Raw genomic sequence first — 23,787 nt, 5'->3', positions numbered from 1 at the left:
CGCCTTCACGGTGCGTACGTCGTGCATGCCGCGTCAACTACCCACGGTGACCGCCGGTTACGGGGGCGCGTGGGATCGCGACCGCGCTCCCGAGAGCCTCAATAGGTGACCGTCACGCGCCGCGCGGGACCGTCGACGCGGACCGTACCGCCGTAGGGGAGGACGAGTTGAGGGTCGGTGTGGCCGAAGTCCACGTCGAAGACGGCCAGGGTGTCGGGGGCGTACGCCTTCAGCGCGCTCTCCACGGCCTCGCGCTGCTCGGCGGCGTAACGGGCGCCCTCCTCCGGGCTGTTGGGCCGCTCGAAGGACCAGGTCTTGGCGCGCGCCATGAGTAGCGCGGGGAAGCGCCGCAGCAGATCGCGCTCGCCCATGTTGCGCAGGATGCGGAAGACCTCCGTGGCGCTCGGCAGTTCCTCCGAGGTCTCCAGGATCAGCACGCCGCCGTCGTACACCGACAGGTCGCGCGCGATCTCGCGGTCGGCCATCAGCAGCCAGGACAGGATCTCCAGGTTGCCACCCCAACTGCGGCCCTCCACCACGCGGTCGGCGTTGACCCAGCTCCAGCCGGCGCCGGGCCGGCTGGTCGGCTCCGCCTCGAAGGTCGCCGGGTCGGCCCAGTCGCGGTCGACGTCGTTCCAGCGCTCGGCCGGCCGCAGCTCGTAGGGGCCCGAGGCGAACAGCGCGGCGCGCAGCGAGTCGGCGGTCCGCGGGTGCATGGCTCCGGGGCGCCCGAGCTCGCACATCACGCTCCCGCCGTGGTAGCCGACGACCCCGGCGTTGTACAGGAACGCCAGCAGGTTGGTGTTGTCGCTCGTCCCGAAGAACGGCTTCGGGTTGGCGCGCAGCAACTCCCGGTCCAGCAGCGGCAGGACGGTGATCTGGTCGTCGCCCCCGATCGACGCGACGACCGCCTTCACATCCGGGTCGGCGAACGCGGCGTGGATGTCGTCCGCGCGCTCCTGCGGCGTCGCCCCCATCCTGCGCGTCGTCGGGTACTCGACCGGCTTGAGGCCGAACTCCTCGCGCAGCCGCTCCAGGCCCAGTTCGTAGGGGCGTGGGAAGAGCTCGGGCAGGCCCGCGGAGGGCGAGACGACGGCAACGCGGTCGCCGGGCGAGGGCTTGGGCGGATACGCGGGTGTCGTCATGCCGGGAGGGTACGTCCTGCTGCCCTGCGGTTTCACCGTGATAAACCGTTCCGAGCAGCGGTCCTCGGCGGACCGCCCCCGAACGGACCGGAGGAACCGTGCCCCGCACCCTGGCCAACGCCCCGATCATGATCCTGAACGGCCCCAACCTGAACCTCCTGGGCCAGCGCCAGCCGGAGATCTACGGTTCCGACACGCTCGCCGACGTCGAGGCGATGTGCGTGAAGGCGGCGGCCGCGCACGGCGGCACGGTGGACTTCCGGCAGTCCAACCACGAGGGGCAACTGGTCGACTGGATCCACGAGGCGCGGCTGAACCACTGCGGCATCGTGATCAACCCGGGCGCCTACTCGCACACCTCGGTCGCGATCCTGGACGCCCTCAACACCTGCGACGGCCTGCCGGTGCTGGAGGTCCACATCTCCAACATCCACCAGCGCGAGTCCTTCCGGCACCACTCGTACGTCTCGCTGCGCGCGGACGGCGTCATCGCCGGCTGCGGGGTGCAGGGATACGTGTTCGGCGTGGAGCGTGTCGCTGCCCTGGCGGGCGTGGGGAAGACCGTCGCGTAAGGGGGCCGATGGGTAAGCGGCCGACGTGTAAGCACCCGCCTCCAGGCGGAAGCCCCTTACCACGCCCCCTAGAGGCGGCCTGCCTCCACGATCCGTCGCAGGAAGCGCCGCGTGCGCTCCTGCTGCGGGTCGCCGAAGACCTGCTCGGCGGTGCCCCGCTCCGACACGACGCCTCCGTCCAGAAAACAGACCTGGTCGGCGACCTCGCGGGCAAAGCCCATCTCGTGGGTGGCCAGCACCATGGTCATGCCGTCGCCCTTCAGGTCGCGGACGACGTTCAGGACCTCGCCCACCAGCTCGGGGTCGAGGGCCGCGGTGATCTCGTCGAGCAGCAGCAGCCGGGGACGCACGGCCAGGGCGCGCACGATCGCCACGCGCTGCTGCTGACCGCCACTGAGGCGGTCGGGGTACTCGCCCGCCTTGCCGGCCAGCCCGAGCCGCTCCAGGAGCCCCCTGGCGTGTTCCTCGGCCTCCGCGCGGGCGACGTGGTGCACGCGGCGCGGGGCCAGCGTGATGTTCTCCAGCACCGTCATGTGCGGGAACAGGTTGTACGCCTGGAAGACCACGCCGATCCGGCGCCGCACCGCGTCCTGGTCGACGCGCGGGTCGGTGATCTCCTCGCCGTCCAGCCAGATCGCGCCGTCGTCGATGTCCTCCAGCAGGTTGGCGCAGCGCAGCAGCGTGGACTTGCCGGAGCCGGAGGCGCCGATCAGGGCCGTCACCGTGTGCGGGGCGACCTCCAGGTCGACGTCCCGCAGGACCACGGAGCCGCCGAAGGTCTTGCGGACGGACTCCATCCGCAGCACCGGAGCGTCGCTCATGTCGTTCCTCCCTGGGCCCGCTGACGGTCCATCCGGGCCGTCACCCAGTCCGTGAAGCGGGTCATCGGGATGGTCAGGGCCACGAAGACCAGTCCCGCGACGATGTACGGCGTGTAGTTCAGGCTGCGGCCCACGATGATGTCCGCCGCGCGTACGGCATCGATCGCGCCGCCGATCGACACCAGGCCGGTGTCCTTCTGCAGCGACACCAGGTCGTTCAGCAGCGGCGGCACCTGGCGGCGCACGGCCTGGGGGAGCACCACGTAGCGCAGCGCCTGCCGGTTGTTCAGGCCCAGCGAGCGGGCCGCGGCGCGCTGCGAGGGGTGCACGGACTCGATGCCGGCGCGGAACACCTCGGCGACGTACGCCGAGTACGTCAGCGTCAGCGCCGTACCGCCCAGCAGCACGGGGTCGACGGTCACGCCCTGAAGGCGCAGCGCGGGGACGCCCAGCACCACGATCATCAGGTTGATGATCAGCGGCAGACCGCGGAAGAAGTCCGTGTACGCCGCCGCCAGCACCCGCAGGGGAAAGAACACCGGGCCGCGCAGGGTGCGGGCCACGGCGATGAGCATGCCGAGGACCAGCACGGCGGCGCCGCAGATCAGCAGCAGGCGGACGTTCAGCCACAGTCCTTCGAGGACCTTGGGGAGGGCCTCGCGCGCGTACTGCCCGTCGAAGAACGTCTCCTTGGTGCGCGGCCAGCCGGGCGCTCCGACCACGACCACGTAGAGGACGGCACCCGTGACCAGGGTCGAGAGTGCCGCGATCGCCGTGGCGCGGCGGGCACGCGCGCGCTTGTAGCGCTCACGCTCCAGTCGCCGCTGCGAGGGGACATAGCCGTCGGCCGGGGCGCCCTTGTCGCCCCCGGCCATGTCGCCCTTGTCGCCCGCGCCCTCCCGGCCGGACTCGCCCTTCGTGACCGTCACTTGAGCACCGGGGCGTCGACGGCGTCGGAGAGCCACTGCTGCTCGATCTTCGCCAGCGTGCCGTTCTTGCGGAGGGTGTCCACGGCGTCGCTGACGCAGGAGGTGAGCGCGCTGCCCTTGTCGAGCACGAGCCCGAACTGCTCCGGCGCGGCACCCTGGTTCTCGAACTGGCCGACGATCTCGGCGTCCGTCACCTCGGCGGCGGTGATGTAGAAGGCGGTGGGCAGGTCGACCACGATGGCGTCGACCTGGCCGTTCTTCAGGGCGGACTTGGCCTGGTCGTTCTTGGCGTAGACGGCGGCCTGCTGCGTCGGCTTCACCACGTCGTCGATGTAGTCCAGGCTGGTCGTGCCGACCTGGGCGCCCAGCTTGAGGCCCTTGAGGGCCGCGACGGTCGTCGCCTTCGCGGCCTTCGTGCCCTTCAGGGCGATGACGGCCTGGCGCACGTCGTAGTAGCCGGACGAGAAGTCCACGGCCTTCTTGCGCTCGTCGCTGATCGACACCTGGTTGATGTCGAAGTCGAAGGTCTTCTCGCCCGGCGCGAAAGCCTTGTTGAACGGCACGCTCTGCCAGACCACGGCGCTCTTGTCGTAACCGAGCTGCTCCGCGACGGCGTACGCCACGGCCGACTCGAAGCCCTCGCCGTCGGACGGCTTGTCGTCCTTGAACCACGGCTCGTACGCGGGCGAGTCGGTGGCGATCGTCAGCTTGCCGGAGGTCTCGGTGGCGAGCTTGCCCTTGGCGCAGGTGTTCGCGCCGGCTCCGGAAGGCGTGGAAGCCGCCTTCTCCTCCGGCTGAGGAGCGCAGCCGACAGCGGTCGCGAGGAGGGCTACGGTGGCGCCGGCTACGGCGCGGCGCAGAACACGTGGGGCGAGGGGCATGGCGGGAGAGTGGCAGCGAAAACCCTGTTTGTCCAGGTCACGCCATCAATTGTCCGCATTCTGGGAACGGGTGTTGCGTTCTCGTGAACAGGGTCGTGGGGTTCGCCTGGGCCGCCGGTCGAGGGCGGGGATCGTGGACCGGCGGCCCATCCGCGCCGGAGCCGTCATCCTGCGCGGGGCTGCCACCAGTTGACCGTGCAACCACGTGTGCGGGGAGCGCGCGCGAGGTGCCGGCGCGTGCAGACGATTCACACGGGGCGCGTGTTCGGAAACGCGCGCCCCGTGCGGGGAAAACTCACCACCCGCGCGCGTGCCACTCCGGAAGGTGCGGCCGCTCGGCGCCCAGCGTGGTGTCGTCGCCGTGTCCCGGATAGACCCAGGTCTCGTCCGGCAGCACGTCGAAGATCTTCGTCTCGACGTCGTGGATCAGGCTGGCGAACGCCTTCGGGTCGGGTGTTGCCCACGCCGCCGGGGAAGCCCTAGGGTCCTCTCCCGTGAACACTAAGACGCTCCCGCGCCGTACCCTCGTCTTCTTGTACGCACGGATCTCCGAGGACCCCCGCGACCGCCGACGGGGCGTCAACCGGCAGATGAACGACCTGCGCACGTTCTCCGAGGAGAACGGCTGGGAGGTCGGCGGCGAGTACATCGAGAACGACGTCTCCGCCCACTCGGGCGAGGAACGCCCCGAGTACGACCGGCTGATGGCCGACGCCATCGAGGCCGCCCGCGAACCCGGGGTCCGGGTCATCGTCGCGGGCTACCACCCGTCGCGCGTGTGGCGGCGCCGTGTTGAGCGCGCGCAGGCGATCGAGGACTTGCGGCACGCGGGGTGCTGGGTCGCGTTCGAGTCGGGCGGCCTGTTCAACATGGCGAAGGCGTCGGACCGGTCGCAGCTCGCCAACCTCGGCGAGTCCGATACAGCCGAGTCCGAGGTGAAGAGTGAGCGGGTGGCTCGGGCCGCCCTGGAGCGCGCCCAGGAGGGCCGGGCGAACGGCGCCGTGGCGTACGGGTGGCGGCGGCAGTACGAGTACGACGCGCGAGGCCAGGTGAGCGGATTCCATGACGTCGAGGACCCGGTACAGGCCGGGATTGTCCGAGAGATCGTCACCCGCCTGCTGGCTGGCGGCAGTCTCATCGGCATCACGGCTGACCTGAACGAGCGTGGTGTGCCGTCGCCCGGTGCCGGGATGCAGCTGAAGCGGCGGGCTGTCGGGCAGAACGCGGACGGGTCGCTGTGGAACAAGACCAGCGTGAAGAAGCTCGCGCTGCGGCCGGCGAACGTGGGGCTCCGCGTGCACCAGGGTGTGGAGTACAAGGCGGCATGGCCGGCGCTCATCACGGACGAGCAGTACGCGCAGCTGCGGAACCTGTTCGCGGAGCGGGCCGTGGTGCGGGAGCTGCCGGGGGCGCGGAAGCACCTGCTGACGTGGGGCGAGGTCGCCACGTGCGGGCCGTGCGGGTCGGTGTTCCGGGTTGCGCTGAAGGGGAACGCGAAGCGGGGCAGGAAGCAGCCGACATACGTCTGCGACGCGGGAGGCTGCGTCGGCCGGAATGAGGAAGCGCTCGACCGGTACGTGGGGCAGGTGGTTGTGGGTGTGCTGTCGCGGCCCGAGGCGGCCGAGGTGTTCCGCGGAGACGACTCGGCGGCCCTGGCGGCCCTGGAGCGGGCGGAGGGGCTGAAAGCGCGCCAGGAGGCGGCGGCGGACGACTACGCAGACGGGATCATCACCCGTGAGCAGTTGCGGCGTATCACGGCGAAGCTGGCGAAGCAGATCACGGACGCGCAGAACGAGGCCCGGCGGCTGCGGCCGGCCTTCGACCTCGACGCTTTCGACGGCCTTGTGGGGCCTCGGTCGGCGGAGACGTGGCAAGCGCTCGAGGTGCCGCAGCAGCGGCGGGTCCTGGACGGGCTGAGCCTTCGGTTGCGGGTGCACCCGGTGGCGCGGCGGGGGCCCGGGTTCGACCAGAGCACCATTGAGCTTCAGTGGGCGCGGACGGGCGACTGAGCGCGCGAATCGGTACGGGCGTGGCCCCCGGTGTCCGGGGGCCACGTCGTCGTTCCGGCCGAGGCCGGAGGGTTGCTCAGTCGTCGTGGTTGCCGTGCTGGTCGAACTCGACCGGCTCGCCGGTGCTGACCTCGTGCAGTTTCCCGTCCCGGAGCTGGTAGTACCCGCGACCGCCGGAGTCCTCAAAATGTGCCGCCCTGCTGGCGGGTGAGCGGTCGTAGCGGCGGATGCCGAGAGGCCGGGCGTAGCGCTGGAAGTCGGCGTTCGTAGTCCCGTCATCACCTTCGGGAACGGTGAGCGGGCGGCGGCCCTCAGCCCATGCCCACACGATCGTCGCGTCGACGTGCCCCATGCCGGTCAGGGTGATGCTGCCTGATCCCTGGTGGGGGAGCAGCAGGGCGTTGGGGTTCACGCCGAGTGCCGCCGCGAGGGCGGTCAGGTCATCGACGTCGATGCGCCGGACGTTCTTCGCCGGTTCGGCGCCGGCCTCGGGGGTCCGCCCGTTCTCGATCTTGTTGAGGGCGTCGGCGCTGAGGTTGTGGCCGCGGCGCTTGAGATCGGCCGAGAGTGCGCGGAGGCTCAGCCCTCGCGCCTCGCGCAACCTGCGGAGATTGTTCGCGACGGCCCGGGAGGTGGGGCCGAGGAGGCTGGCCACCGCGCCGCCTCGCACGTCGCTGGTTGAGGGCCGGACGAAACCCACGAGCACGGAGGCGCCCATGCCTGCCGCGTCCGCCGGTCCTGTCCCGGCCGCCTACCTCGGGCTACTCGCCCGCGAGTGGGAGGCCACCATGCGGCACATCGCCCGCGCCTTCAAGGTGTCGACGTGGACCGCGTGGAAGTGGGCGCAGCGTGGGGCGGAGCTGTGGCAGCAGGAGGGCAGCCCGGAGGGCCTGGAGGCCGCTCTCGCCGCTCTCCCACCCCTGGACGACCTTCAAGGCCCGGACGGCTCGCCCGGCCGTCCCCACGGCGCGTCAGGAGGCGTCCAAGCCCATGCAGGCGCCCGGGCGGCTGCTGCCCGACACCGACGAGGCGTTCGCCGCGTGGGCTGAGGCCCGCTTCGGCGTCGACCCGGAGGAACTGGCGGAGCTGCTGGACGTCGTGGCCGCCGACAACTGGCCCGACCTGGACGACCTGACCGCCGACACCGACGAGCTCGCCGCGCTCCTGGACGACCTCCCCGACGAGGATCCCGACGACTGGGGGTGCCGGTAAGAACCGTTTCACCAGCCACAAACCGTGGTGATTACTCCTCCAGGCCCTCACTCTCCCCCTCCGGGCTCGGCGGCTGCCGCAACGTCCGGATCGCCGCGGCGTGGAAGTTGAACCGTGCCGTGTTAGCCCGGACCGTCACCGGGTTCCACTCATCCCAGTGCGGACAGGTCGCGCCGGTCGCCATTTGAGCTGCGATCACGTCCCGCATCTCCCGGAAGGCGTCCTCCATCGCCCGTACCGCGACGTCGACCCGCTGAGGGCCCAACAACTCCACACGTTCGAGATCCCTACGGACCGCGCGCCGCGCATCTCCCAGCAGACGGCTTGGTTCCTCAGCCGGGTCGTCGAGTCGGTCGCCCTGCTGGTACTCACGTACCCGCGGCTCCCACGACTGCTGCAGGCGCTGGAGGCTGTCCACCGTGGTGTCCCAGGTGTCTACGAACGCCAGGTAGGCCTGCTGGCGTTGCCCGCGTAGCCATTGGCCGTGTTCGACGGTGGCCTGGTCGGTGGTCTGCCGCTGGCCAGCCCTGTAGCCGATGTATGCCACTGCGAGGGCGAACAGTCCGCCCGCTATGGCAGTGAAGATGGTTGCCGCTGCGTCACTCATGGTGAGCATCCTGCCGTTTGCGGCTGGTGACAGAGCTCTTACCGACACCCCGACTGACGCGCCGCGCCACAACACCCGCCGCGGCCGCCGGGGGTTGAACCGGGTCACGCGAAGGTTGAACCCCCGGCGCTCTCGTACCCGTGCCCGCGCGGGTGGGCCTGCGCAAGTAGCGCAACACCCCGGCGATCCGTCCCGGTTCGGCACGGTCCGCAGCGGCGACCGCCAGGGAGTGGTTCCGGTTGATCTAGTGCCGCATCAGACAACCTTCGCCCCATTCGCCCTGACGTCGGGGACAGGGCTTCGCGCTGCGAGTCCAGGTGTGCCGCGTAGCCTCCCTGCGTGACGCACTCCCACTGCACGTTCGAGAATCCTCCCGCGCTGCCCCACGACGTCGTCGCTGAGGCAGTGGAAGGGGCACTCCACGACAGCGCGCTGGAAGTCCCGGCAGCAGCCGCGCTGGTCGGCATCGCTTTGAACGACGACGATCGCGCGTTCATCGAGCACTGCTGTATCGAGGTGGGAACCAGGGCGGCGGCCGGGAGCCAACTGCTTGGGCTGGCCGGCCTGTGCCTGGGACACACGGCCCGCAGGTTCGGCCGACTTAGTGATCGAGCGGTTGTGCTGGCCGAGAGTCTGGCGACCCGGGCCGAGCTCGACCCGTCGGACGTTGACGGACGAGCCCTCGACGGACGTGACGACATCCGTTCCTACTTGCGCCGCGACGAAGGCCAGTAGCTCCTTCAGGCCACGTTCGCCCTGGTGACGACCTTCCGGAGGCGTTCGTCGGCGGCGTGCTTGTTCCGCCAGATGATGTAGCGGCGGATCATGCTGCCCTGAGCCTTGTGCGTGGGGTGGTCAGTGCCATCGAGGGCGAAGTAACGCAGGGCCGTGAAGTGGGCCTCGATCCGGTTCAGCCAGGAGCTGTTCGTCGGGGTGTAGGCGATCTCGACGTTGTTCGCGTCGGCCCAGTCCGCGACCCGGCTGCACCGCTTGGTGGTCAGATGAGGCGAGTAGTTGTCACAGACGATCGCAATGCGCTTCCCGACCGGGTGCAGGGAGCGCAGGTAGCGGCAGAACTCCAGAAACTTCGACCGGGTCTTGGTCTTCTTGATGTGGCCGTAGAGCTGGTCTTTGCCCAGGTCGTAGGCGGCGAACAGGTGCCGCACGCCGTGCGGGCGGGTGTAGGTGGCCCGGCGGCGCGGCCTGGGCTCACGCTCGGGATCCTTCCCTTTGCCTCCGCGTTCGGCCCACTGGCGTCCGGGGTGGGGTTGGAGGTTGAGCGGGCCGAACTCGTCCATGCAGAAAATGACTTCGGGCTCGCCGCCCTCGGGTAAGACCTCGCCGTCGGCGATGGCGTAGAGGTGCTCGACGCGGGCCTTCTTCGCTTCGTAGTCCGGGTCCTTCGAGGTCTTCCAGGTCTTCAGGCGTTGAAAGGTGACGCCTTCCTCGCGGAGCAGGATGCGCAGGCCCTCGTGGCTGATGTCGTCGACCACCCCCTCAGCGACCAGGAAGTCGGCCAGCTTGACCAGGCTCCAGGTCGAGAACGGCAGGCCGTGCTCGGCCGGCTTCGACTTTGCGATCTTCTTGATCTCCCGCCGTTCCGGCAGGGTGAAGGTCTTCGGGCGCCCGCCCTTGTACTTGGGGTAGAGCGCCTTGAAGCCATCGGCGTTGAAGTTGTGGATCACATCGCGGACCCGGTCCGGGCTGGTGAACGTCACCTCAGCGATCTTGTTCACGTCCATACTTTGCGCGGACAGCAGCACCATCTGGGCCCGCCGCCAGGTCACCACCGACCCGGTGCCCCGGCGCACGATCCGCAGCAGCCGCTGCCCTTCGTCGTCATCGATCTCACGCACGCGTACACGCTCAGCCACGAGGACAGCATGGCGGACACTCGCCGCCGGGGCTCGTACTCCGGACGGCAGGGAGCGGGGCCCCGGACGGTGCTGCGATTGGGCGCACCCTCGTGCGCCCTCCTGGCCAGAGGGCCGGTGGCGGTACGTCGACTGGACGGCGCGCACGATGGGCCTGGCTCGCGCAGGCGTTGGTGAAGGCCGCGAGCTGTGAACTCCGACTCCGGGGCCGGCCATGACGTCGCGACCACGACGTACCGACGGGACGGTCGGCATGATCGGGTCCCGGTACGTCTGGTGCGCGTATAGCCCTACTCCCCTACGCCGGCGCGGGGTTCAACTCGTTCTCCTTGGAGGCGAACTGACGATGACCTCGTCGTCGAGGTGTCCATCGTGATGTCCGAGACGATGGGCAACTGCTTGAGGTAAGCCACGATGTCGGTAGGCGTGCAGGTGGCCCAGCACGCGCGCGGAGTCCTTGATCGCGTTCTTGGCCTTGATCTTGCCGTAGGTGCCGATCATGGCGACCTTGTCGGCGCCGTACTTCTCGGTCACGTACCGGATCACCTCGACGCGCCTGCGCTCGTCGAAGTCGATGTCGACATCGGGCATGGAGACGCGCTCGGGGTTGAGGAACCGCTCGAAGATCAGACCGTGCGGGATCGGGTCGAGGTCGGTGATGCCCATGGCGTACGCGACGATCGAGCCGGCCGCGGAGCCTCGGCCGGGGCCGACCGCGATGCCGTTGTTCTTGGCCCACATGATGAAGTCGGCGGCGACGAGGAAGTAGCCCGGGAACCCCATCTGGATGATGACGTCCATCTCGTACTCGACCTGCTTCTGGCGGTCCTCGGGGTCGCCGCCGGGGAAGCGGCGCTCCATGCCGCGGCGGACCTCCTCCTTGAACCAGGTGACCTTGGTGAAGCCCTCGGGGATGTCGAACTTCGGCATGAGGTTCTTGGCCTCGAACATGTCCTCGGTGTCGACCTGTTCGGCCACCAGGAGGGTGTTGCGGCAGCCTTCCTGCCAGGCGTCCGAGGAGTCGATGGCGTACATCTCCTCCGTGGACTTCAGGTAGTAGCCGGTGCCGTCGAACTTGAAGCGGTCGCGCAGACCGCAGCCCATGGAACAGTCCCACCGACTCTGGCAGTCGCTGCTGCCGGCGTCGGTGACGGAGCTCTGGAGGTCACCGTCCGTGGGGCGTGACCCTCCCGAGCGCGGAACGGGTCTGAACGCGCGACCGCCCCCGCTTCGGTTTCGAGACGAGGGCGGTCGTCGTTGGACGGTTACCAGCCTCGTGCGCGCCACTCCGCGAGGTGGGGCCGCTCCGTGCCGATGGTGGTGTCGTTGCCGTGGCCGGGGTAGATCCACGTCTCGTCGGGCAGGACGTCGAACAGCTTGGTTTCCAGGCCGTCCATCAGGGAGTTGAACTCTTCCGGACGTGTTGTCCGACCAGGACCGCCGGGGAAGAGGCAGTCGCCGGTGAACACATGGGGGTGGCCGTGCGGGTCGTCGTAGACCAGGGCGATCGAGCCGGGCGTGTGTCCGACCATGTGGCGCGCGGTGAGTTCCACGTTCCCCACCCGGATGACGTCGCCGTCGTCGACGGGGACGTCGGTCGGTACGGGGATGCCGTCGGCGTCCTCCCGGCCGGCGTAGGTACGCGCGCGCGTGGCCGCCACGACCTCGGCGAGCGCCTGCCAGTGGTCGCCGTGCTGATGGGTGGTGACGACGGACGCGATGCCGTCGTCACCGATCATGCCGAGCAGGGCCTCCGCGTCATTGGCCGCGTCGATCAGCAACTGCTCGTCCGTGGCCCGGCAGCGCAGCAGATAGGCGTTGTTGTTCATCGGGCCGACCGCGATCTTGGTGATCATCAGGTCCTTGAGCTCGTGCACGTCCGCCGGGCCGCCGACCGTCACCTCTCCGCTGTACGTCATGGCGGCAGCCTATAGCGGGGGGAGGGCCGGCAGCGGCCCGCCGTCGACGGTCAGCGCGGATCCGTCGCGGCGCCCGGCGAGCCAGCCGAGGAGGTCCGCGGGGGAGCCGGTGACGGTCACCTCGGGCTCGTCGGCCTTCCGGCCCGTGTGCCACGCGCGCGTGCCGTCCGTCAGCCGCGTCGGCGGCACGTCGGGACGGCCGGTGAACCGCTCGGCGAGGAACTCGGTCTCCCGCCCGGTGAACTCCTTCGGCAGGTCCTCCAGCTCGTAGCCGATGCCCAGGTCCACGTGGTGCAGCTCGACCTCCACCCACCGCCGGAAGGGCACCCGGGCCGCCGAGTCGACCACCCCGTTGCGCAACCGCACCGTGCGCGACCAGTCCGCGGGCGCCGCCCCCGTCGTCTGGAAACGGGCCGCGCTCTCCCGTACGTCCGCGAGCTGGACGTCCAGGGGACGCGGGGCGTCCCGCTCGATGTCGGCGTCGCGGACGTGCGCGTCCGCGTACATGGGACGGCCCTCGAGGACGTTCACGAGGGCGTCCGCGTTGCGGGCGATGTGGGCCAGGACATGGCCGCGGCTCCAGCCGGGCAGACGTGACGACTCGGTCACCGACGCGTTGTCCAGTTCGGCGACTGCGGTGAGCAGCCGCTCGGTCGCGTCACGTACAGACTCCAGGTCATGAGCGTGATCAATCATGGTACTGACCCTAGCCCCGCCACCCCTTCGGGTGAAGGTGGCGAACTGCGACCCGAAATCGAATGCACGTGCTATATGGTCGGTGGTGGCGTCGGGCATGCTGGAAGGCCGGGGATTGTTGTGAACCGGTGAATCCCGACCGGCGTTGTCAGTGGCTCGCCCTAGTCTGAGAAAGACGGGGGCCCCGCCCCTGTCACTTCTCTCAAGAAAGGTGCGGACCGGCGTGGCCGACCGTCTCATCGTCCGTGGCGCGCGCGAGCACAACCTCAAGAATGTCTCGCTCGACCTGCCACGCGACTCGCTCATCGTCTTCACGGGCCTGTCGGGGTCGGGCAAGTCCTCGCTGGCCTTCGACACCATCTTCGCCGAGGGGCAGCGGCGCTACGTCGAGTCCCTCTCCTCGTACGCCCGCCAGTTCCTCGGCCAGATGGACAAGCCGGACGTCGACTTCATCGAGGGCCTCTCCCCGGCCGTCTCCATCGACCAGAAGTCGACCTCGCGCAACCCGCGCTCCACGGTCGGCACCATCACCGAGGTCTACGACTACCTGCGCCTGCTCTTCGCGCGCATCGGCAAGCCGCACTGCCCCGAGTGCAGCCGGCCGATCACGCGCCAGTCGCCGCAGGCCATCGTCGACAAGGTGCTGGAGCTGCCGGAGGGCAGCCGCTTCCAGGTGCTGTCGCCGCTGGTGCGCGAGCGCAAGGGAGAGTTCGTCGACCTGTTCGCCGACCTCCAGACCAAGGGCTACTCCCGCGCGCGGGTCGACGGCGAGACGATCCAGCTGTCCAACCCGCCCACGCTGAAGAAGCAGGAGAAGCACACCATCGAGGTGGTCATCGACCGTCTCACGGTGAAGGACACCGCCAAGCGCCGCCTCACCGACTCCGTGGAGACCGCCCTCGGCCTCGCCGGCGGGATGGTCGTGCTCGACTTCGTCGACCTCCCCGAGGACGATCCCGAGCGCGAGCGCATGTACTCGGAGCATCTGTACTGCCCGTACGACGACCTGTCCTTCGAGGAGCTGGAGCCCCGTTCCTTCTCCTTCAACTCGCCCTTCGGTGCCTGTCCCGAGTGCTCCGGCATCGGTACGCGCATGGAGGTCGACGCCGAGCTGATCGTCCCGGACGAGGACAAGTCCCTCGACGAGGGAGCCATCCACCCCTGGTCGCACGGCCACACCAAGGACTACTTCGGCCGTCTGATCGGCGCGCTGGCGGACGCGCTCGGCTTCCGTACGGACATCCCCTTCGCGGGCCTGCCGCAGCGCGCCAGGAAGGCCCTGCTGTACGGCCACAAGACGCAGATCGAGGTCCGGTACCGGAACAGGTACGGCCGCGAGCGCGTGTACACCACGCCCTTCGAGGGCGCCGTCCCGTTCGTGAAGCGCCGGCACGGCGAGGCGGAGAGCGACGCCAGCCGTGAGCGCTTCGAGGGCTACATGCGCGAGGTGCCCTGTCCGACCTGTGAGGGCACGCGCCTCAAGCCACTGGTCCTCGCGGTCACGATCATGGACAAGTCCATCGCCGAGGTCTCCGGGATGTCCATCAGCGACTGCGCGGACTTCCTGGGCGAGCTGAAGCTCAGCGCCCGCGACAAGAAGATCGCCGAGCGGGTCCTGAAGGAGGTCAACGAGCGGCTGCGGTTCCTGGTCGACGTCGGCCTGGACTACCTCTCCCTCAACCGCGCGGCCGGCACGCTCTCCGGCGGCGAGGCCCAGCGCATCCGCCTGGCCACCCAGATCGGCTCCGGCCTCGTCGGCGTCCTGTACGTCCTCGACGAGCCGTCCATCGGCCTGCACCAGCGTGACAACCACCGGCTGATCGAGACCCTCGTCCGGCTGCGCGACATGGGCAACACGCTCATCGTCGTCGAGCACGACGAGGACACCATCAAGGTCGCCGACTGGATCGTCGACATCGGCCCCGGCGCCGGCGAGCACGGTGGCAAGGTCGTGCACAGCGGCTCCCTGAAGGAACTGCTCGCCAACGCCGAGTCGCAGACCGGGCAGTACCTGTCCGGCAAGAAGGCGATCCCGGTGCCGGACATCCGGCGCCCGCAGGACCCGTCCCGCCGGCTCACCGTGCACGGGGCCCGCGAGAACAACCTGCAGGACATCGACGTGTCCTTCCCGCTGGGCGTGTTCACCGCGGTCACCGGCGTCTCCGGCTCCGGCAAGTCGACGCTGGTCAACGACATCCTCTACACGCACCTGGCCCGCGAGCTCAACGGCGCGAGGAACGTTCCGGGACGCCACACGCGCGTGGACGGCGACGACCTCGTCGACAAGGTCGTGCACGTCGACCAGTCGCCCATCGGACGCACCCCGCGCTCCAACCCGGCCACGTACACCGGCGTCTTCGACCACGTCCGCAAGCTCTTCGCGGAGACGACCGAGGCGAAGGTCCGCGGATATCTGCCCGGCCGCTTCTCCTTCAACGTCAAGGGCGGCCGCTGCGAGAACTGCGCGGGCGACGGCACGATCAAGATCGAGATGAACTTCCTCCCGGACGTCTACGTCCCGTGCGAGGTCTGCCACGGTGCCCGCTACAACCGGGAGACCCTGGAGGTCCACTACAAGGGCAAGTCCATCGCCGACGTCCTGAACATGCCGATCGAGGAGGCGACGGAGTTCTTCGAGGCCGTCCCCGCGATCGCCCGCCACCTCAACACCCTGAAGGACGTCGGCCTCGGTTACGTCCGGCTCGGCCAGTCCGCGACCACCCTGTCCGGCGGTGAGGCCCAGCGCGTGAAGCTCGCCAGCGAGCTCCAGCGCCGCTCCACCGGCCGCACGGTCTACGTCCTGGACGAGCCGACGACGGGTCTGCACTTCGAGGACATCAGCAAGCTCCTGAAGGTCCTTGCCGGCCTCGTCGACAAGGGCAACACGGTCATCGTCATCGAGCACAACCTCGACGTGATCAAGACCGCCGACTGGGTCGTCGACATGGGCCCCGAGGGCGGCGCCGGCGGAGGTCTCGTCATCGCCGAGGGCACGCCCGAGGAGGTCGCCGGGGTGTCGACCAGCCACACCGGCAAGTTCCTGCGCGAAGTCCTCGGCGCCGACCGCATCAGCGACGCGGCTCCGGTGAAGGCCCCGCGCAAGACGGCGGCGAAGAAGACGGTCGCGGCCAGGACGACGGCGCGGAAGACGGCGACCGCCAAGACGGCGACCGCGAACAACACGGCGACCAAGAAGGCCGCCGGAGCGACGACGAAGGCGACGCCGGCGAAGAAGACGACCCGGGCCCGCAAGGCCTGACACAGCCCGAAAGCAATACGGCGCCCCGCGGGAACTCCACATCGGAACCCCCCGCGGGGCGCCGTCCGTTGTCCCGTTGTCGACGGAGGCCACCAGCAGCGCCAACAGCCCTCCATAACCCCCAACAACCCTTAGAAGTCGCCCAGTTCGGAGGCGTACGGCGGTTCCGCTCCGGCCCGGGAGCAGGTGATCGCCGCCGCGCGGGCGGCGAACCGCAGCAGCTGCTGCCAGCTGTCGGCGCCCAGGCCCGCCAGGGCTGCCGGGGACAGGGAGTCCCGCGCCGAAAGGGCGTGCAGCAGGGCCGCGTTCACGGTGTCCCCGGCGCCGATGGTGTCCACGACGTCCACCTCCTCACCCGGTACCGAGTACACGGCGCCGTTCTGGGTGAAGGCGGTCAGTCCGTCGCCGCCCTGGGTGATCACGACGGCAGAGGGACCGGCGGACAGCCACTCGCGCGGGGTCCCGCCCAGCCACTCGGCGTCCTCCTCGGAGAGCTTGAGCAGGGACACCGAGGGCAGCCAGCTCTTGAAGCGGGCCCGGTAGGCGTCGGCGTCGGGGATCAGTCCCGGGCGGATGTTCGGGTCGAGCGCGGTGAACAGGCCCTGCGCCGCGGCGGCCCGCATCAGCTCCTCGTACGCACTCGCCCCCGGCTCCAGGATGAGCGAGCAGGTGCCGAAGGACACCGCGCGCGTCCCCGTGGGCAGCGTGGCCGGCACCGAGAACAGCCGGTCGGCGGTGCCGTCGACGTAGAAGGAGTAGGCGGCCGAACCGTTCTCGTCGATCGTGGCGACCGCGAGGGTGGTCGGCTCCGCACCGCGCTGCACAAAGGACAGGTCGACGCCGGATTCCCGCAGTCTGGAGAGCAGCGCCTCACCGAAGGCGTCCCGCGAGGTGCGGGAGCAGAACGCCGTGGGGGAGCCGAGGCGGCCCAGCGCGACGGCGGTGTTGTAGGGGCCGCCGCCGAGCGTCGGCTGCAGACCCGCGAGGGCACCCGAGCCCTGCGGTACCAGGTCGATGAGGGCCTCACCGGCGACGACGATCACGGAGCGGTTCCTTTCTCGGACCGCGCGCACCGCTCCGACCGCCGACCCGGTGTCCCAGGCCGGCCGTCCGTGCGGCCGCACGACGTGCGATGGACGAAGGAGCAGGTGAGCCGCGCGGTCCGCGCCGCGCGGTCGTCGAAACAGCGGGCGCGACGGTCTCGGGCACGGACAGGCCGCGCTCGCGCAGGAGTGCGCGGGGCACCGATGGTCATCGGGTGTCGTTCAGCAGGTGCGGGACGGTCGCCACGGACACTGCCGCGTGCCGCGCGATGTCGGCCATGGTCGGCATCGCGCCCTTCCCGTCCCTCCGGCCTCGCGGCCTCTCACTGATCTTCCGGCCGGGAAGCTATCCCATTCAGAGGCGCGCGTAAACGCGTGCGCAAGCGTCTGCGACCCCCCGAACGGGCAGTCGATCCGTCGGTCACTCCCAGTCCCAGCCGATGCCCATCATGCCCGACCGCACCCGTGGTTCGACGAGGTGTACCGAGCGGTGCCGGCCGCTGAACGGCAGTTCCTGGCGGCCGCTGCGCGGTGCCGCCGCCGAGTGCTGGCTGAACCGGTGGCAGCGCACGGGCAGGGCGTGCTCGTCGAAGCGGATCTGGAGGGCGTACTGGCCGCCCGCCGAGCCGAAGCCGCGGACGTACTCGCGGGACACGCCGGCGGTGCCGTCCTCGACGCCGTAGCGGAAGAGGAAGGTGTCGCCGGCCCTCAGACGGGTGTCGAAGAGGAGCTCGGCCACGAGCACGCCGGTGTCGTGGTGCCGGCGGACACGGCCGGCCCGGCAGTTCTCCAGGGCGTGCACCGTCATCCGCTCCGGCGCGCATCCCGGGTCGCCGTGGTGGACGGCCACGAACCGGTCGACGCCGTCACGGTGGGCGCGCACGATGTGCTGCGACTCGCGCCCCAGGAGCTCGCGGCGCGCCCCGATGCGGACCCGCTCGTGATGGCCCAGGGTGTGCAGTCCGCCGTCGACGGGGCACTCCAGTTCGCCAAGCAGTTGTTCGAGAATGTCGGAGGCCTCCAGGAGCGAGCGGTAGGAGCGGCCCGCGGGCTGCCCGGCCGCCGCGGCGCAGTCCCCGCCGTGGGGCTCCGCGAGCAGCCGGATCAGGGACTCGTCCGGCAGGTGCAGGATCTCCTCCAGCGCGCGGACGGCGCGCAGCGACTCGGGTCGCTGCGGACGCCGTGCGCCCTGCTGCCAGTAGCTCAGGCTCGTCACGCCCACCTTGACCCCGTAACGCGACAGGTGGTGCTGGACGCGCTGCAGCGGCAGTCCACGGGCGGCGATAGCGGCACGCAGCGCCACGTGGAAGGGGCCGCCCCGCAGAGCCGTCTGAAGTTCCGCCGCGGCGGCGGTGTCGACGGCGGCGTCCGCGTGCTGTGTGGCGTGCGGCATGCAGGGGCCTTTCTGTGAATGCTCACGACGGCTGGTCGGACCGTGTGCGTGGGTGGTCGGGGCCTTTCCTGCGACGCCGCAGCTCCTTCACATCCGTAGGGCGGCCTTCAGGGCCCCGAGTCCCTCCGCATTGAAGCGTGTTGACCAAGTCCCGACAACACCTGTTGCCCGAGTGGCACGTGCACGTGGCCGAGTCGGTGCCCCGGGGCCGCGCCCCCTGTGCCCTGCTTGTCCACAGCCCCGTGGGACACCCCAACCGTTGTCCACAGCCCCGCCGGAGTGTCACCCCGCGCCAGTAGGGTGTGAGACATGGCCGACCCCTCCAGCTACCGCCCCAAGCCGGGACAGATCCCGGACTCTCCCGGGGTGTACCGATTCCGCGACGAGCACCGCCGGGTGATCTACGTCGGAAAGGCGAAGAGCCTGCGCCAGCGCCTGGCGAACTACTTCCAGGACCTGGCGGGCCTCCACCCGCGCACCCGCACGATGGTCACCACGGCCGCGTCCGTGGAGTGGACGGTGGTGTCCACGGAGGTCGAGGCGCTGCAGCTGGAGTACTCCTGGATCAAGGAGTACGACCCCCGGTTCAACGTCAAGTACCGCGACGACAAGAGCTACCCGTACCTCGCGGTGACGATGAACGAGGAGTTCCCGCGTGTGCAGGTGATGCGCGGCCACAAGAAGAAGGGCGTCAGGTACTTCGGGCCGTACGCGCACGCGTGGGCGATCCGGGACACGGTCGACCTGCTGCTGCGCGTCTTCCCGGTGCGCACCTGCTCCGCCGGTGTCTTCAAGAACGCCGCGCGCACCGGCCGGCCCTGTCTGCTCGGCTACATCGGCAAGTGCTCCGCGCCCTGCGTCGGCCGGATCCCGGCAGACGACCACTGGGAACTCGCCGACGAGTTCTGCGACTTCATGGCCGGCCGCACCGGCACCTACCTCCGCCGTCTGGAGAAGCAGATGATGGAGGCGGCCGAGGAGATGGAGTACGAGCGGGCCGCCCGCCTGCGCGACGACATCGAGGCCCTGAAGAAGGCCATGGAGAAGAACGCGGTCGTGCTCGCGGACGCGACCGACGCCGACCTGATCGCGGTCGCCGAGGACGAGCTGGAGGCGGCCGTCCAGATCTTCCACGTGCGCGGCGGACGCGTGCGCGGCCAGCGCGGCTGGGTCACCGACAAGGTCGAGGACGTCACGACCGGCGCCCTCGTCGAGCACGCCCTCCAGCAGCTGTACGGCGAGGAGCGGGGCGACTCCGTCCCCAAGGAGGTCCTGGTCCCCGCCCTGCCCGACCCGGTCGAACCCGTTCAGGAGTGGCTCACCGGGCGCCGCGGGTCCAACGTGTCGCTGCGCATCCCGCAGCGGGGCGACAAGAAGGCTCTGATGGAGACCGTCGAGCGCAACGCGCAGCAGTCGCTCGTCCTGCACAAGACCAAGCGGGCCTCCGACCTGACCACGCGCTCGCGCGCCCTGGAGGAGATCGCCGAGGCCCTCGACCTGGACAGCGCCCCGCTGCGGATCGAGTGCTACGACATCTCCCACCTCCAGGGCGACGACGTCGTGGCCTCCATGGTCGTCTTCGAGGACGGTCTGCAGCGCAAGAGCGAGTACCGACGCTTCCAGATCAAGGGCTTCGAGGGCCAGGACGACGTCCGCTCCATGCACGAGGTGATCACCCGCCGCTTCCGGCGCTACCTCGCGGAGAAGGAGAGGACGGGCGAGTGGGTGGACGAGGAGCCGGACGGCGACCTCGGTCAGGGTCTGAAGGACGACGAAGGCCGCCCCAAGCGCTTCGCCTACCCGCCCCAGCTCGTCGTCGTCGACGGCGGACAGCCGCAGGTCGCGGCGGCCAAGCGGGCGCTGGACGAGCTCGGGATCGACGACATCGCCGTCTGCGGCCTCGCCAAGCGCCTGGAGGAGGTCTGGCTGCCGGACGACGACGACCCGGTCGTCCTGCCCCGCAGCAGCGAGGGCCTCTACCTGCTCCAGCGCGTCCGTGACGAGGCCCACCGCTTCGCGATCACCTACCAGCGCACCAAGCGGGCCAAGCGCTTCCGATCCGGCCCGCTGGACGAGGTGCCGGGTCTCGGCGAGGCGCGCAAGCAGGCGCTGATCAAGCACTTCGGTTCGGTGAAGAGGCTGCGCGCCGCGACGATCGACCAGATCTGCGAGGTTCCCGGCATAGGCCGCAAGACGGCCGAGACCATCGCCGCGGCCCTCGCCCGGGCGGCACCGCCCGCCCCCGCCGTGAACACGGCGACCGGAGAGATCATTGATGATGAGGGACCCGACACCACGGAGGGTTCCCCCGGAGATCCCGTGACGGCGGGCGCCCCGGAAGAACGACGGGGGCAGGAGACATGACCGAGCACGAGACACACCCCACAGCACAGCGAGAACAGGCCCCTGCGGCCCCCGACAGCCCCCAGCAAGAAGCACGTCAGGAAGACGGAGCACAGGTGAGTACGGACGTCACGCCACCCGGGATCCCCGAGGCGGCCATCCCCGAGCTGGTGATCATCTCTGGCATGTCCGGGGCCGGCCGCTCGACGGCCGCCAAGTGTCTGGAGGACCTCGGCTGGTTCGTCGTGGACAACCTCCCGCCCGCCCTGATCCCCACCATGGTGGAGCTGGGAGCCCGCTCCCAGGGCAACGTGGCGCGGATCGCGGTCGTCGTCGACGTCCGCGGCCGGCGCTTCTTCGACAACCTCCGCGAGTCCCTCGCCGACCTGGAGTCGAGGAACGTCACCCGGCGGATCGTCTTCCTGGAGTCCTCCGACGACGCCCTGGTGCGACGCTTCGAGTCGGTGCGCCGCCCTCACCCCCTCCAGGGCGACGGCCGCATCGTCGACGGCATCGCCGCCGAGCGCGAGCTGCTGCGCGAGCTGCGCGGCGACGCCGACCTGGTGATCGACACCTCCAGCCTCAACGTGCACGAGCTGCGCGCCAAGATGGACGCCCAGTTCGCGGGGGAGGAGGAGCCCGAGCTTCGGGCCACCGTCATGTCCTTCGGCTTCAAGTACGGCCTGCCGGTCGACGCCGACCTGGTCGTGGACATGCGCTTCCTGCCCAACCCGCACTGGGTCCCGGAGCTGCGCCCCTACACCGGCCTCAACGAGGAGGTCTCGACGTACGTCCTCAACCAGCCCGGCGCGAAGGAGTTCCTCGACCGGTACGCGGAGCTCCTCCAGCTGATTGCCACGGGCTACCGTCGGGAGGGCAAGCGCTATGTGACCATCGCGGTCGGCTGTACGGGCGGCAAGCACCGCTCGGTGGCCATGTCGGAGAAGCTCGCCGCGCGCCTCGCGGCCGAGGGCGTGGAGACGGTGGTCGTGCACCGGGACATGGGACGGGAATGACAGGACGTACTCCGCGGCTCGGCCGGCTGCGCAGGGTCGCCCCGGAGGGGCGTGTGGGCCGGCCGGTCGAGGCCCGGGGCGGCAAACCGCGCCGCCGCGGCACCCAGCCCAAGGTCGTCGCCCTCGGCGGCGGCATGGGCCTTTCCGCCTCGCTCACCGCGCTGCGCCGGATCACCGGCGACCTCACCGGCGTCGTCACGGTGGCCGACGACGGCGGCTCCAGCGGACGCCTGCGCGACGAGCTGGGCGTGCTGCCGCCCGGCGACCTGCGCAAGGCGCTGGCCGCCCTGTGCGGCGACGACGACTGGGGCCAGACCTGGGCCCGCGTCATCCAGCACCGCTTCCAGTCGCAGGGAGAGATCAACGGCCACGCCGTGGGCAACCTGCTGATCGTCGCCCTGTGGGAGCAGCTCGGCGACCACGTCCAGGCCCTGGACCTGGTCGGCAAGCTGCTCGGCGCGCAGGGGCGCGTACTGCCCATGTCCGCCGTGCCGCTGGAGCTCCAGGCGCTGGTCAAGGGGCACGACCCGGAGCGGCCGGACGACATCGACACGGTCCGGGGGCAGGCGACCGTGGCACTGACGCCCGGCGAGGTGCAGTCCGTGCACCTGGTCCCGAACGACCCGCCGGCCGTCCCGGAGGCCGTGGCCGCCGTCCTGGACGCGGACTGGGTGGTGCTCGGGCCCGGCTCCTGGTTCTCCTCGGTCATGCCGCACCTGCTGGTGCCCGACCTGCTGGACGCCCTCATGGAGACGAAGGCGCGCCGGGTGCTCTCCCTGAACCTCGCCCCGCAACCGGGAGAAACCGACGGCTTCTCCCCGCAGCGTCATTTGGAGGTTTTGGGACGACACGCCCCTAAACTCGCCCTGGACGTGGTGCTGGCCGACGAGGCCGCCGCGCCCGACCGCGACTCGCTGACCGACGCCGCCAAACGGTTCGGGGCCGCGGTCGAGCTGGCGCCGGTGGCCCGGCCCGACGGAACCCCGAGGCATGACCCGGAGCTGTTGGCCGCCGCGTACGACCGTATTTTTCGGATGCATGGAAGGATCGGCCCATGGCGATGACGGCAGCGGTGAAGGACGAGATCTCCCGGCTCCCCGTCACCCGGACCTGCTGCAGGAAGGCGGAGGTCTCCGCACTTCTGCGGTTCGCCGGCGGCCTCCACCTGGTGAGCGGGCGGATCGTGATCGAGGCGGAGCTGGACACGGCGATGGCGGCCCGGCGGCTCAAGCGGGACATCCTGGAGATCTTCGGCCACAGCTCGGAGCTGATCGTGATGGCGCCCGGCGGTATCCGCCGCGGCTCGCGCTATGTCGTGCGGGTGGTCGCGGGCGGCGACCAGCTGGCCCGGCAGACGGGGCTCGTCGACGGCCGTGGAAGGCCGATCCGGGGTCTGCCCCCGCAGGTGGTCTCCGGCGCGACCTGTGACGCGGAGGCGGCCTGGCGCGGGGCCTTCCTGGCGCACGGCTCGCTCACCGAGCCGGGCCGCTCCTCCTCCCTGGAGGTGACCTGCCCCGGCCCGGAGGCGGCGCTCGCGCTGGTCGGCGCCGCCCGCCGCCTCTCCATCGCCGCCAAGGCCCGCGAGGTGCGCGGGGTCGACCGGGTCGTCGTCCGCGACGGCGACGCGATCGGGGCGCTGCTCACGCGTCTGGGCGCACACGAGTCGGTGCTGGCGTGGGAGGAGCGCCGGATGCGCCGCGAGGTGCGCGCCACGGCGAACCGGCTCGCCAACTTCGACGACGCCAACCTGCGCCGCTCCGCGCGCGCCGCCGTCGCCGCCGGTGCCCGCGTCCAGCGCGCCCTGGAGATCCTCGGGGAAGAGGTGCCCGAGCACCTCGCGGCGGCCGGCCGGCTGCGCATGGACCACAAGCAGGCCTCCCTGGAGGAGCTGGGCGCGCTCGCCGACCCGCCGCTGACGAAGGACGCGGTCGCCGGCCGGATCCGCCGACTGCTGGCGATGGCCGACAAGCGCGCCTCGGACCTGGGTATCCCGGGCACGGATGCCAACCTCAGCGAGGATCTCGCCGACAACCTGGTTGGCTGACAACTCGTCAGAATGCCGGTGGCG

The 23,787-nt window shown here is 70.3% G+C and carries 20 protein-coding genes and 2 pseudogenes; 9 read left to right on the top strand and 13 right to left on the bottom strand.

All coding sequences use genetic code 11. The annotated features are described in order from the left end of the window. Window positions 1–98: 98 nt before the first annotated feature. Window positions 99–1,145: a S66 family peptidase gene (locus OG289_RS13800; RefSeq protein ID WP_327314300.1), complete on the bottom strand. Its 1,047-nt coding sequence runs from the start codon at window positions 1,143–1,145 to the stop codon at window positions 99–101. Between the two features lie 98 nt (window positions 1,146–1,243). Here OG289_RS13800 and aroQ point away from each other — a divergent pair, with 98 nt between their 5' ends. After that, on the top strand, window positions 1,244–1,717 hold the full coding sequence (gene aroQ, locus OG289_RS13795; RefSeq protein ID WP_327314299.1) for a type II 3-dehydroquinate dehydratase: 474 nt from the start codon (window positions 1,244–1,246) through the stop codon (window positions 1,715–1,717). 68 nt (window positions 1,718–1,785) lie between these two features. Here the strand turns inward: aroQ and OG289_RS13790 are convergent, their stop codons facing one another. The 4 genes and pseudogenes from OG289_RS13790 to OG289_RS13775 form a co-directional block, all read right to left on the bottom strand. Further along, window positions 1,786–2,538: an amino acid ABC transporter ATP-binding protein gene (locus tag OG289_RS13790; RefSeq protein WP_327314298.1), complete on the bottom strand. Its 753-nt coding sequence runs from the start codon at window positions 2,536–2,538 to the stop codon at window positions 1,786–1,788. After that, entirely contained in the window at window positions 2,535–3,467 is a 933-nt protein-coding gene (locus OG289_RS13785) for an amino acid ABC transporter permease (RefSeq protein ID WP_327314297.1), read from the bottom strand. The genes OG289_RS13790 and OG289_RS13785 overlap by 4 nt, the downstream gene beginning before the upstream one ends. Then, window positions 3,464–4,348, bottom strand: coding sequence for an ABC transporter substrate-binding protein (locus tag OG289_RS13780; protein WP_327314296.1), 885 nt, complete (start codon window positions 4,346–4,348; stop codon window positions 3,464–3,466). The genes OG289_RS13785 and OG289_RS13780 overlap by 4 nt, the downstream gene beginning before the upstream one ends. Window positions 4,349–4,643: 295 nt before the next feature. Next, window positions 4,644–4,824, bottom strand: a pseudogene (locus tag OG289_RS13775) (MBL fold metallo-hydrolase); the annotation flags it as partial. Between the two features lie 18 nt (window positions 4,825–4,842). Between OG289_RS13775 and OG289_RS13770 the strand changes: the two are divergent. Beyond that, window positions 4,843–6,357 (top strand): recombinase family protein, encoded by a 1,515-nt coding sequence (locus tag OG289_RS13770; protein ID WP_327314295.1) that lies wholly within the window; start codon window positions 4,843–4,845, stop codon window positions 6,355–6,357. A 76-nt stretch (window positions 6,358–6,433) separates the two neighbouring features. On the opposite strand, the gene OG289_RS13765 is transcribed toward OG289_RS13770, so the two are convergent. After that, window positions 6,434–7,075: a helix-turn-helix domain-containing protein gene (locus OG289_RS13765; RefSeq protein ID WP_327314294.1), complete on the bottom strand. Its 642-nt coding sequence runs from the start codon at window positions 7,073–7,075 to the stop codon at window positions 6,434–6,436. Between the two features lie 272 nt (window positions 7,076–7,347). Here OG289_RS13765 and OG289_RS13760 point away from each other — a divergent pair, with 272 nt between their 5' ends. Continuing rightward, window positions 7,348–7,569 carry a hypothetical protein gene (locus tag OG289_RS13760; protein ID WP_327314293.1) on the top strand — a complete coding sequence of 74 codons (222 nt, stop codon included), beginning with the start codon at window positions 7,348–7,350 and terminating at the stop codon, window positions 7,567–7,569. A 31-nt stretch (window positions 7,570–7,600) separates the two neighbouring features. Here OG289_RS13760 and OG289_RS13755 read toward each other — a convergent pair whose 3' ends face one another. Beyond that, on the bottom strand, window positions 7,601–8,176 hold the full coding sequence (locus OG289_RS13755; protein WP_327314292.1) for a hypothetical protein: 576 nt from the start codon (window positions 8,174–8,176) through the stop codon (window positions 7,601–7,603). A 339-nt stretch (window positions 8,177–8,515) separates the two neighbouring features. Here OG289_RS13755 and OG289_RS13750 point away from each other — a divergent pair, with 339 nt between their 5' ends. Further along, window positions 8,516–8,911: a hypothetical protein gene (locus OG289_RS13750; protein ID WP_327314291.1), complete on the top strand. Its 396-nt coding sequence runs from the start codon at window positions 8,516–8,518 to the stop codon at window positions 8,909–8,911. 5 nt (window positions 8,912–8,916) lie between these two features. Here the strand turns inward: OG289_RS13750 and OG289_RS13745 are convergent, their stop codons facing one another. The 4 genes and pseudogenes from OG289_RS13745 to OG289_RS13730 form a co-directional block, all read right to left on the bottom strand. Further along, the gene (locus OG289_RS13745) at window positions 8,917–10,050 is read right to left on the bottom strand and encodes an IS630 family transposase (protein ID WP_327314290.1); all 1,134 of its coding nucleotides are present in this window, start codon (window positions 10,048–10,050) and stop codon (window positions 8,917–8,919) included. Between the two features lie 411 nt (window positions 10,051–10,461). Further along, window positions 10,462–11,136, bottom strand: a pseudogene (locus OG289_RS13740) (DNA polymerase III subunit alpha); the annotation flags it as partial. Window positions 11,137–11,315: 179 nt separating this feature from the next. After that, window positions 11,316–11,969, bottom strand: a complete 654-nt coding sequence (locus tag OG289_RS13735) for an MBL fold metallo-hydrolase (RefSeq protein WP_327314289.1) — start codon at window positions 11,967–11,969, stop codon at window positions 11,316–11,318. A 9-nt stretch (window positions 11,970–11,978) separates the two neighbouring features. After that, window positions 11,979–12,665, bottom strand: coding sequence for a maleylpyruvate isomerase family mycothiol-dependent enzyme (locus OG289_RS13730; RefSeq protein ID WP_327314288.1), 687 nt, complete (start codon window positions 12,663–12,665; stop codon window positions 11,979–11,981). Between the two features lie 223 nt (window positions 12,666–12,888). Between OG289_RS13730 and uvrA the strand changes: the two genes are divergently transcribed. Then, window positions 12,889–15,924: an excinuclease ABC subunit UvrA gene (gene uvrA / locus OG289_RS13725; RefSeq protein WP_327314287.1), complete on the top strand. Its 3,036-nt coding sequence runs from the start codon at window positions 12,889–12,891 to the stop codon at window positions 15,922–15,924. A 131-nt stretch (window positions 15,925–16,055) separates the two neighbouring features. On the opposite strand, the gene OG289_RS13720 is transcribed toward uvrA, so the two are convergent. Continuing rightward, entirely contained in the window at window positions 16,056–16,967 is a 912-nt protein-coding gene (locus OG289_RS13720; RefSeq protein WP_327314286.1) for a carbohydrate kinase family protein, read from the bottom strand. 421 nt (window positions 16,968–17,388) lie between these two features. After that, complete coding sequence (locus tag OG289_RS13710) at window positions 17,389–18,360, bottom strand: hypothetical protein (protein ID WP_327314285.1); 972 nt, start codon at window positions 18,358–18,360, stop codon at window positions 17,389–17,391. A gap of 309 nt (window positions 18,361–18,669) precedes the next feature. Here OG289_RS13710 and uvrC point away from each other — a divergent pair, with 309 nt between their 5' ends. The 4 genes from uvrC to whiA are packed head-to-tail and all read left to right on the top strand — an operon-like array spanning window position 18,670 to window position 23,763. Next, window positions 18,670–20,724 (top strand): excinuclease ABC subunit UvrC, encoded by a 2,055-nt coding sequence (uvrC, locus tag OG289_RS13705; protein WP_327314284.1) that lies wholly within the window; start codon window positions 18,670–18,672, stop codon window positions 20,722–20,724. Further along, a complete protein-coding gene (rapZ, locus tag OG289_RS13700; RefSeq protein ID WP_327314283.1) occupies window positions 20,721–21,719 on the top strand; it encodes an RNase adapter RapZ in 999 nt (332 codons plus the stop codon). Before uvrC ends, rapZ begins: the two co-directional genes overlap by 4 nt. After that, window positions 21,716–22,783 carry a gluconeogenesis factor YvcK family protein gene (locus OG289_RS13695; protein WP_327314282.1) on the top strand — a complete coding sequence of 356 codons (1,068 nt, stop codon included), beginning with the start codon at window positions 21,716–21,718 and terminating at the stop codon, window positions 22,781–22,783. The genes rapZ and OG289_RS13695 overlap by 4 nt, the downstream gene beginning before the upstream one ends. Then, a complete protein-coding gene (gene whiA, locus OG289_RS13690; protein ID WP_327314281.1) occupies window positions 22,774–23,763 on the top strand; it encodes a DNA-binding protein WhiA in 990 nt (329 codons plus the stop codon). Before OG289_RS13695 ends, whiA begins: the two co-directional genes overlap by 10 nt. The last annotated feature ends 24 nt before the right edge of the window (window positions 23,764–23,787 follow it).

The sequence above is a fragment of the Streptomyces sp. NBC_01235 genome (assembly GCF_035989285.1).
GTDB lineage: Bacteria > Actinomycetota > Actinomycetes > Streptomycetales > Streptomycetaceae > Streptomyces.
This window is presented reverse-complemented; position numbering and strand designations above follow the sequence as displayed.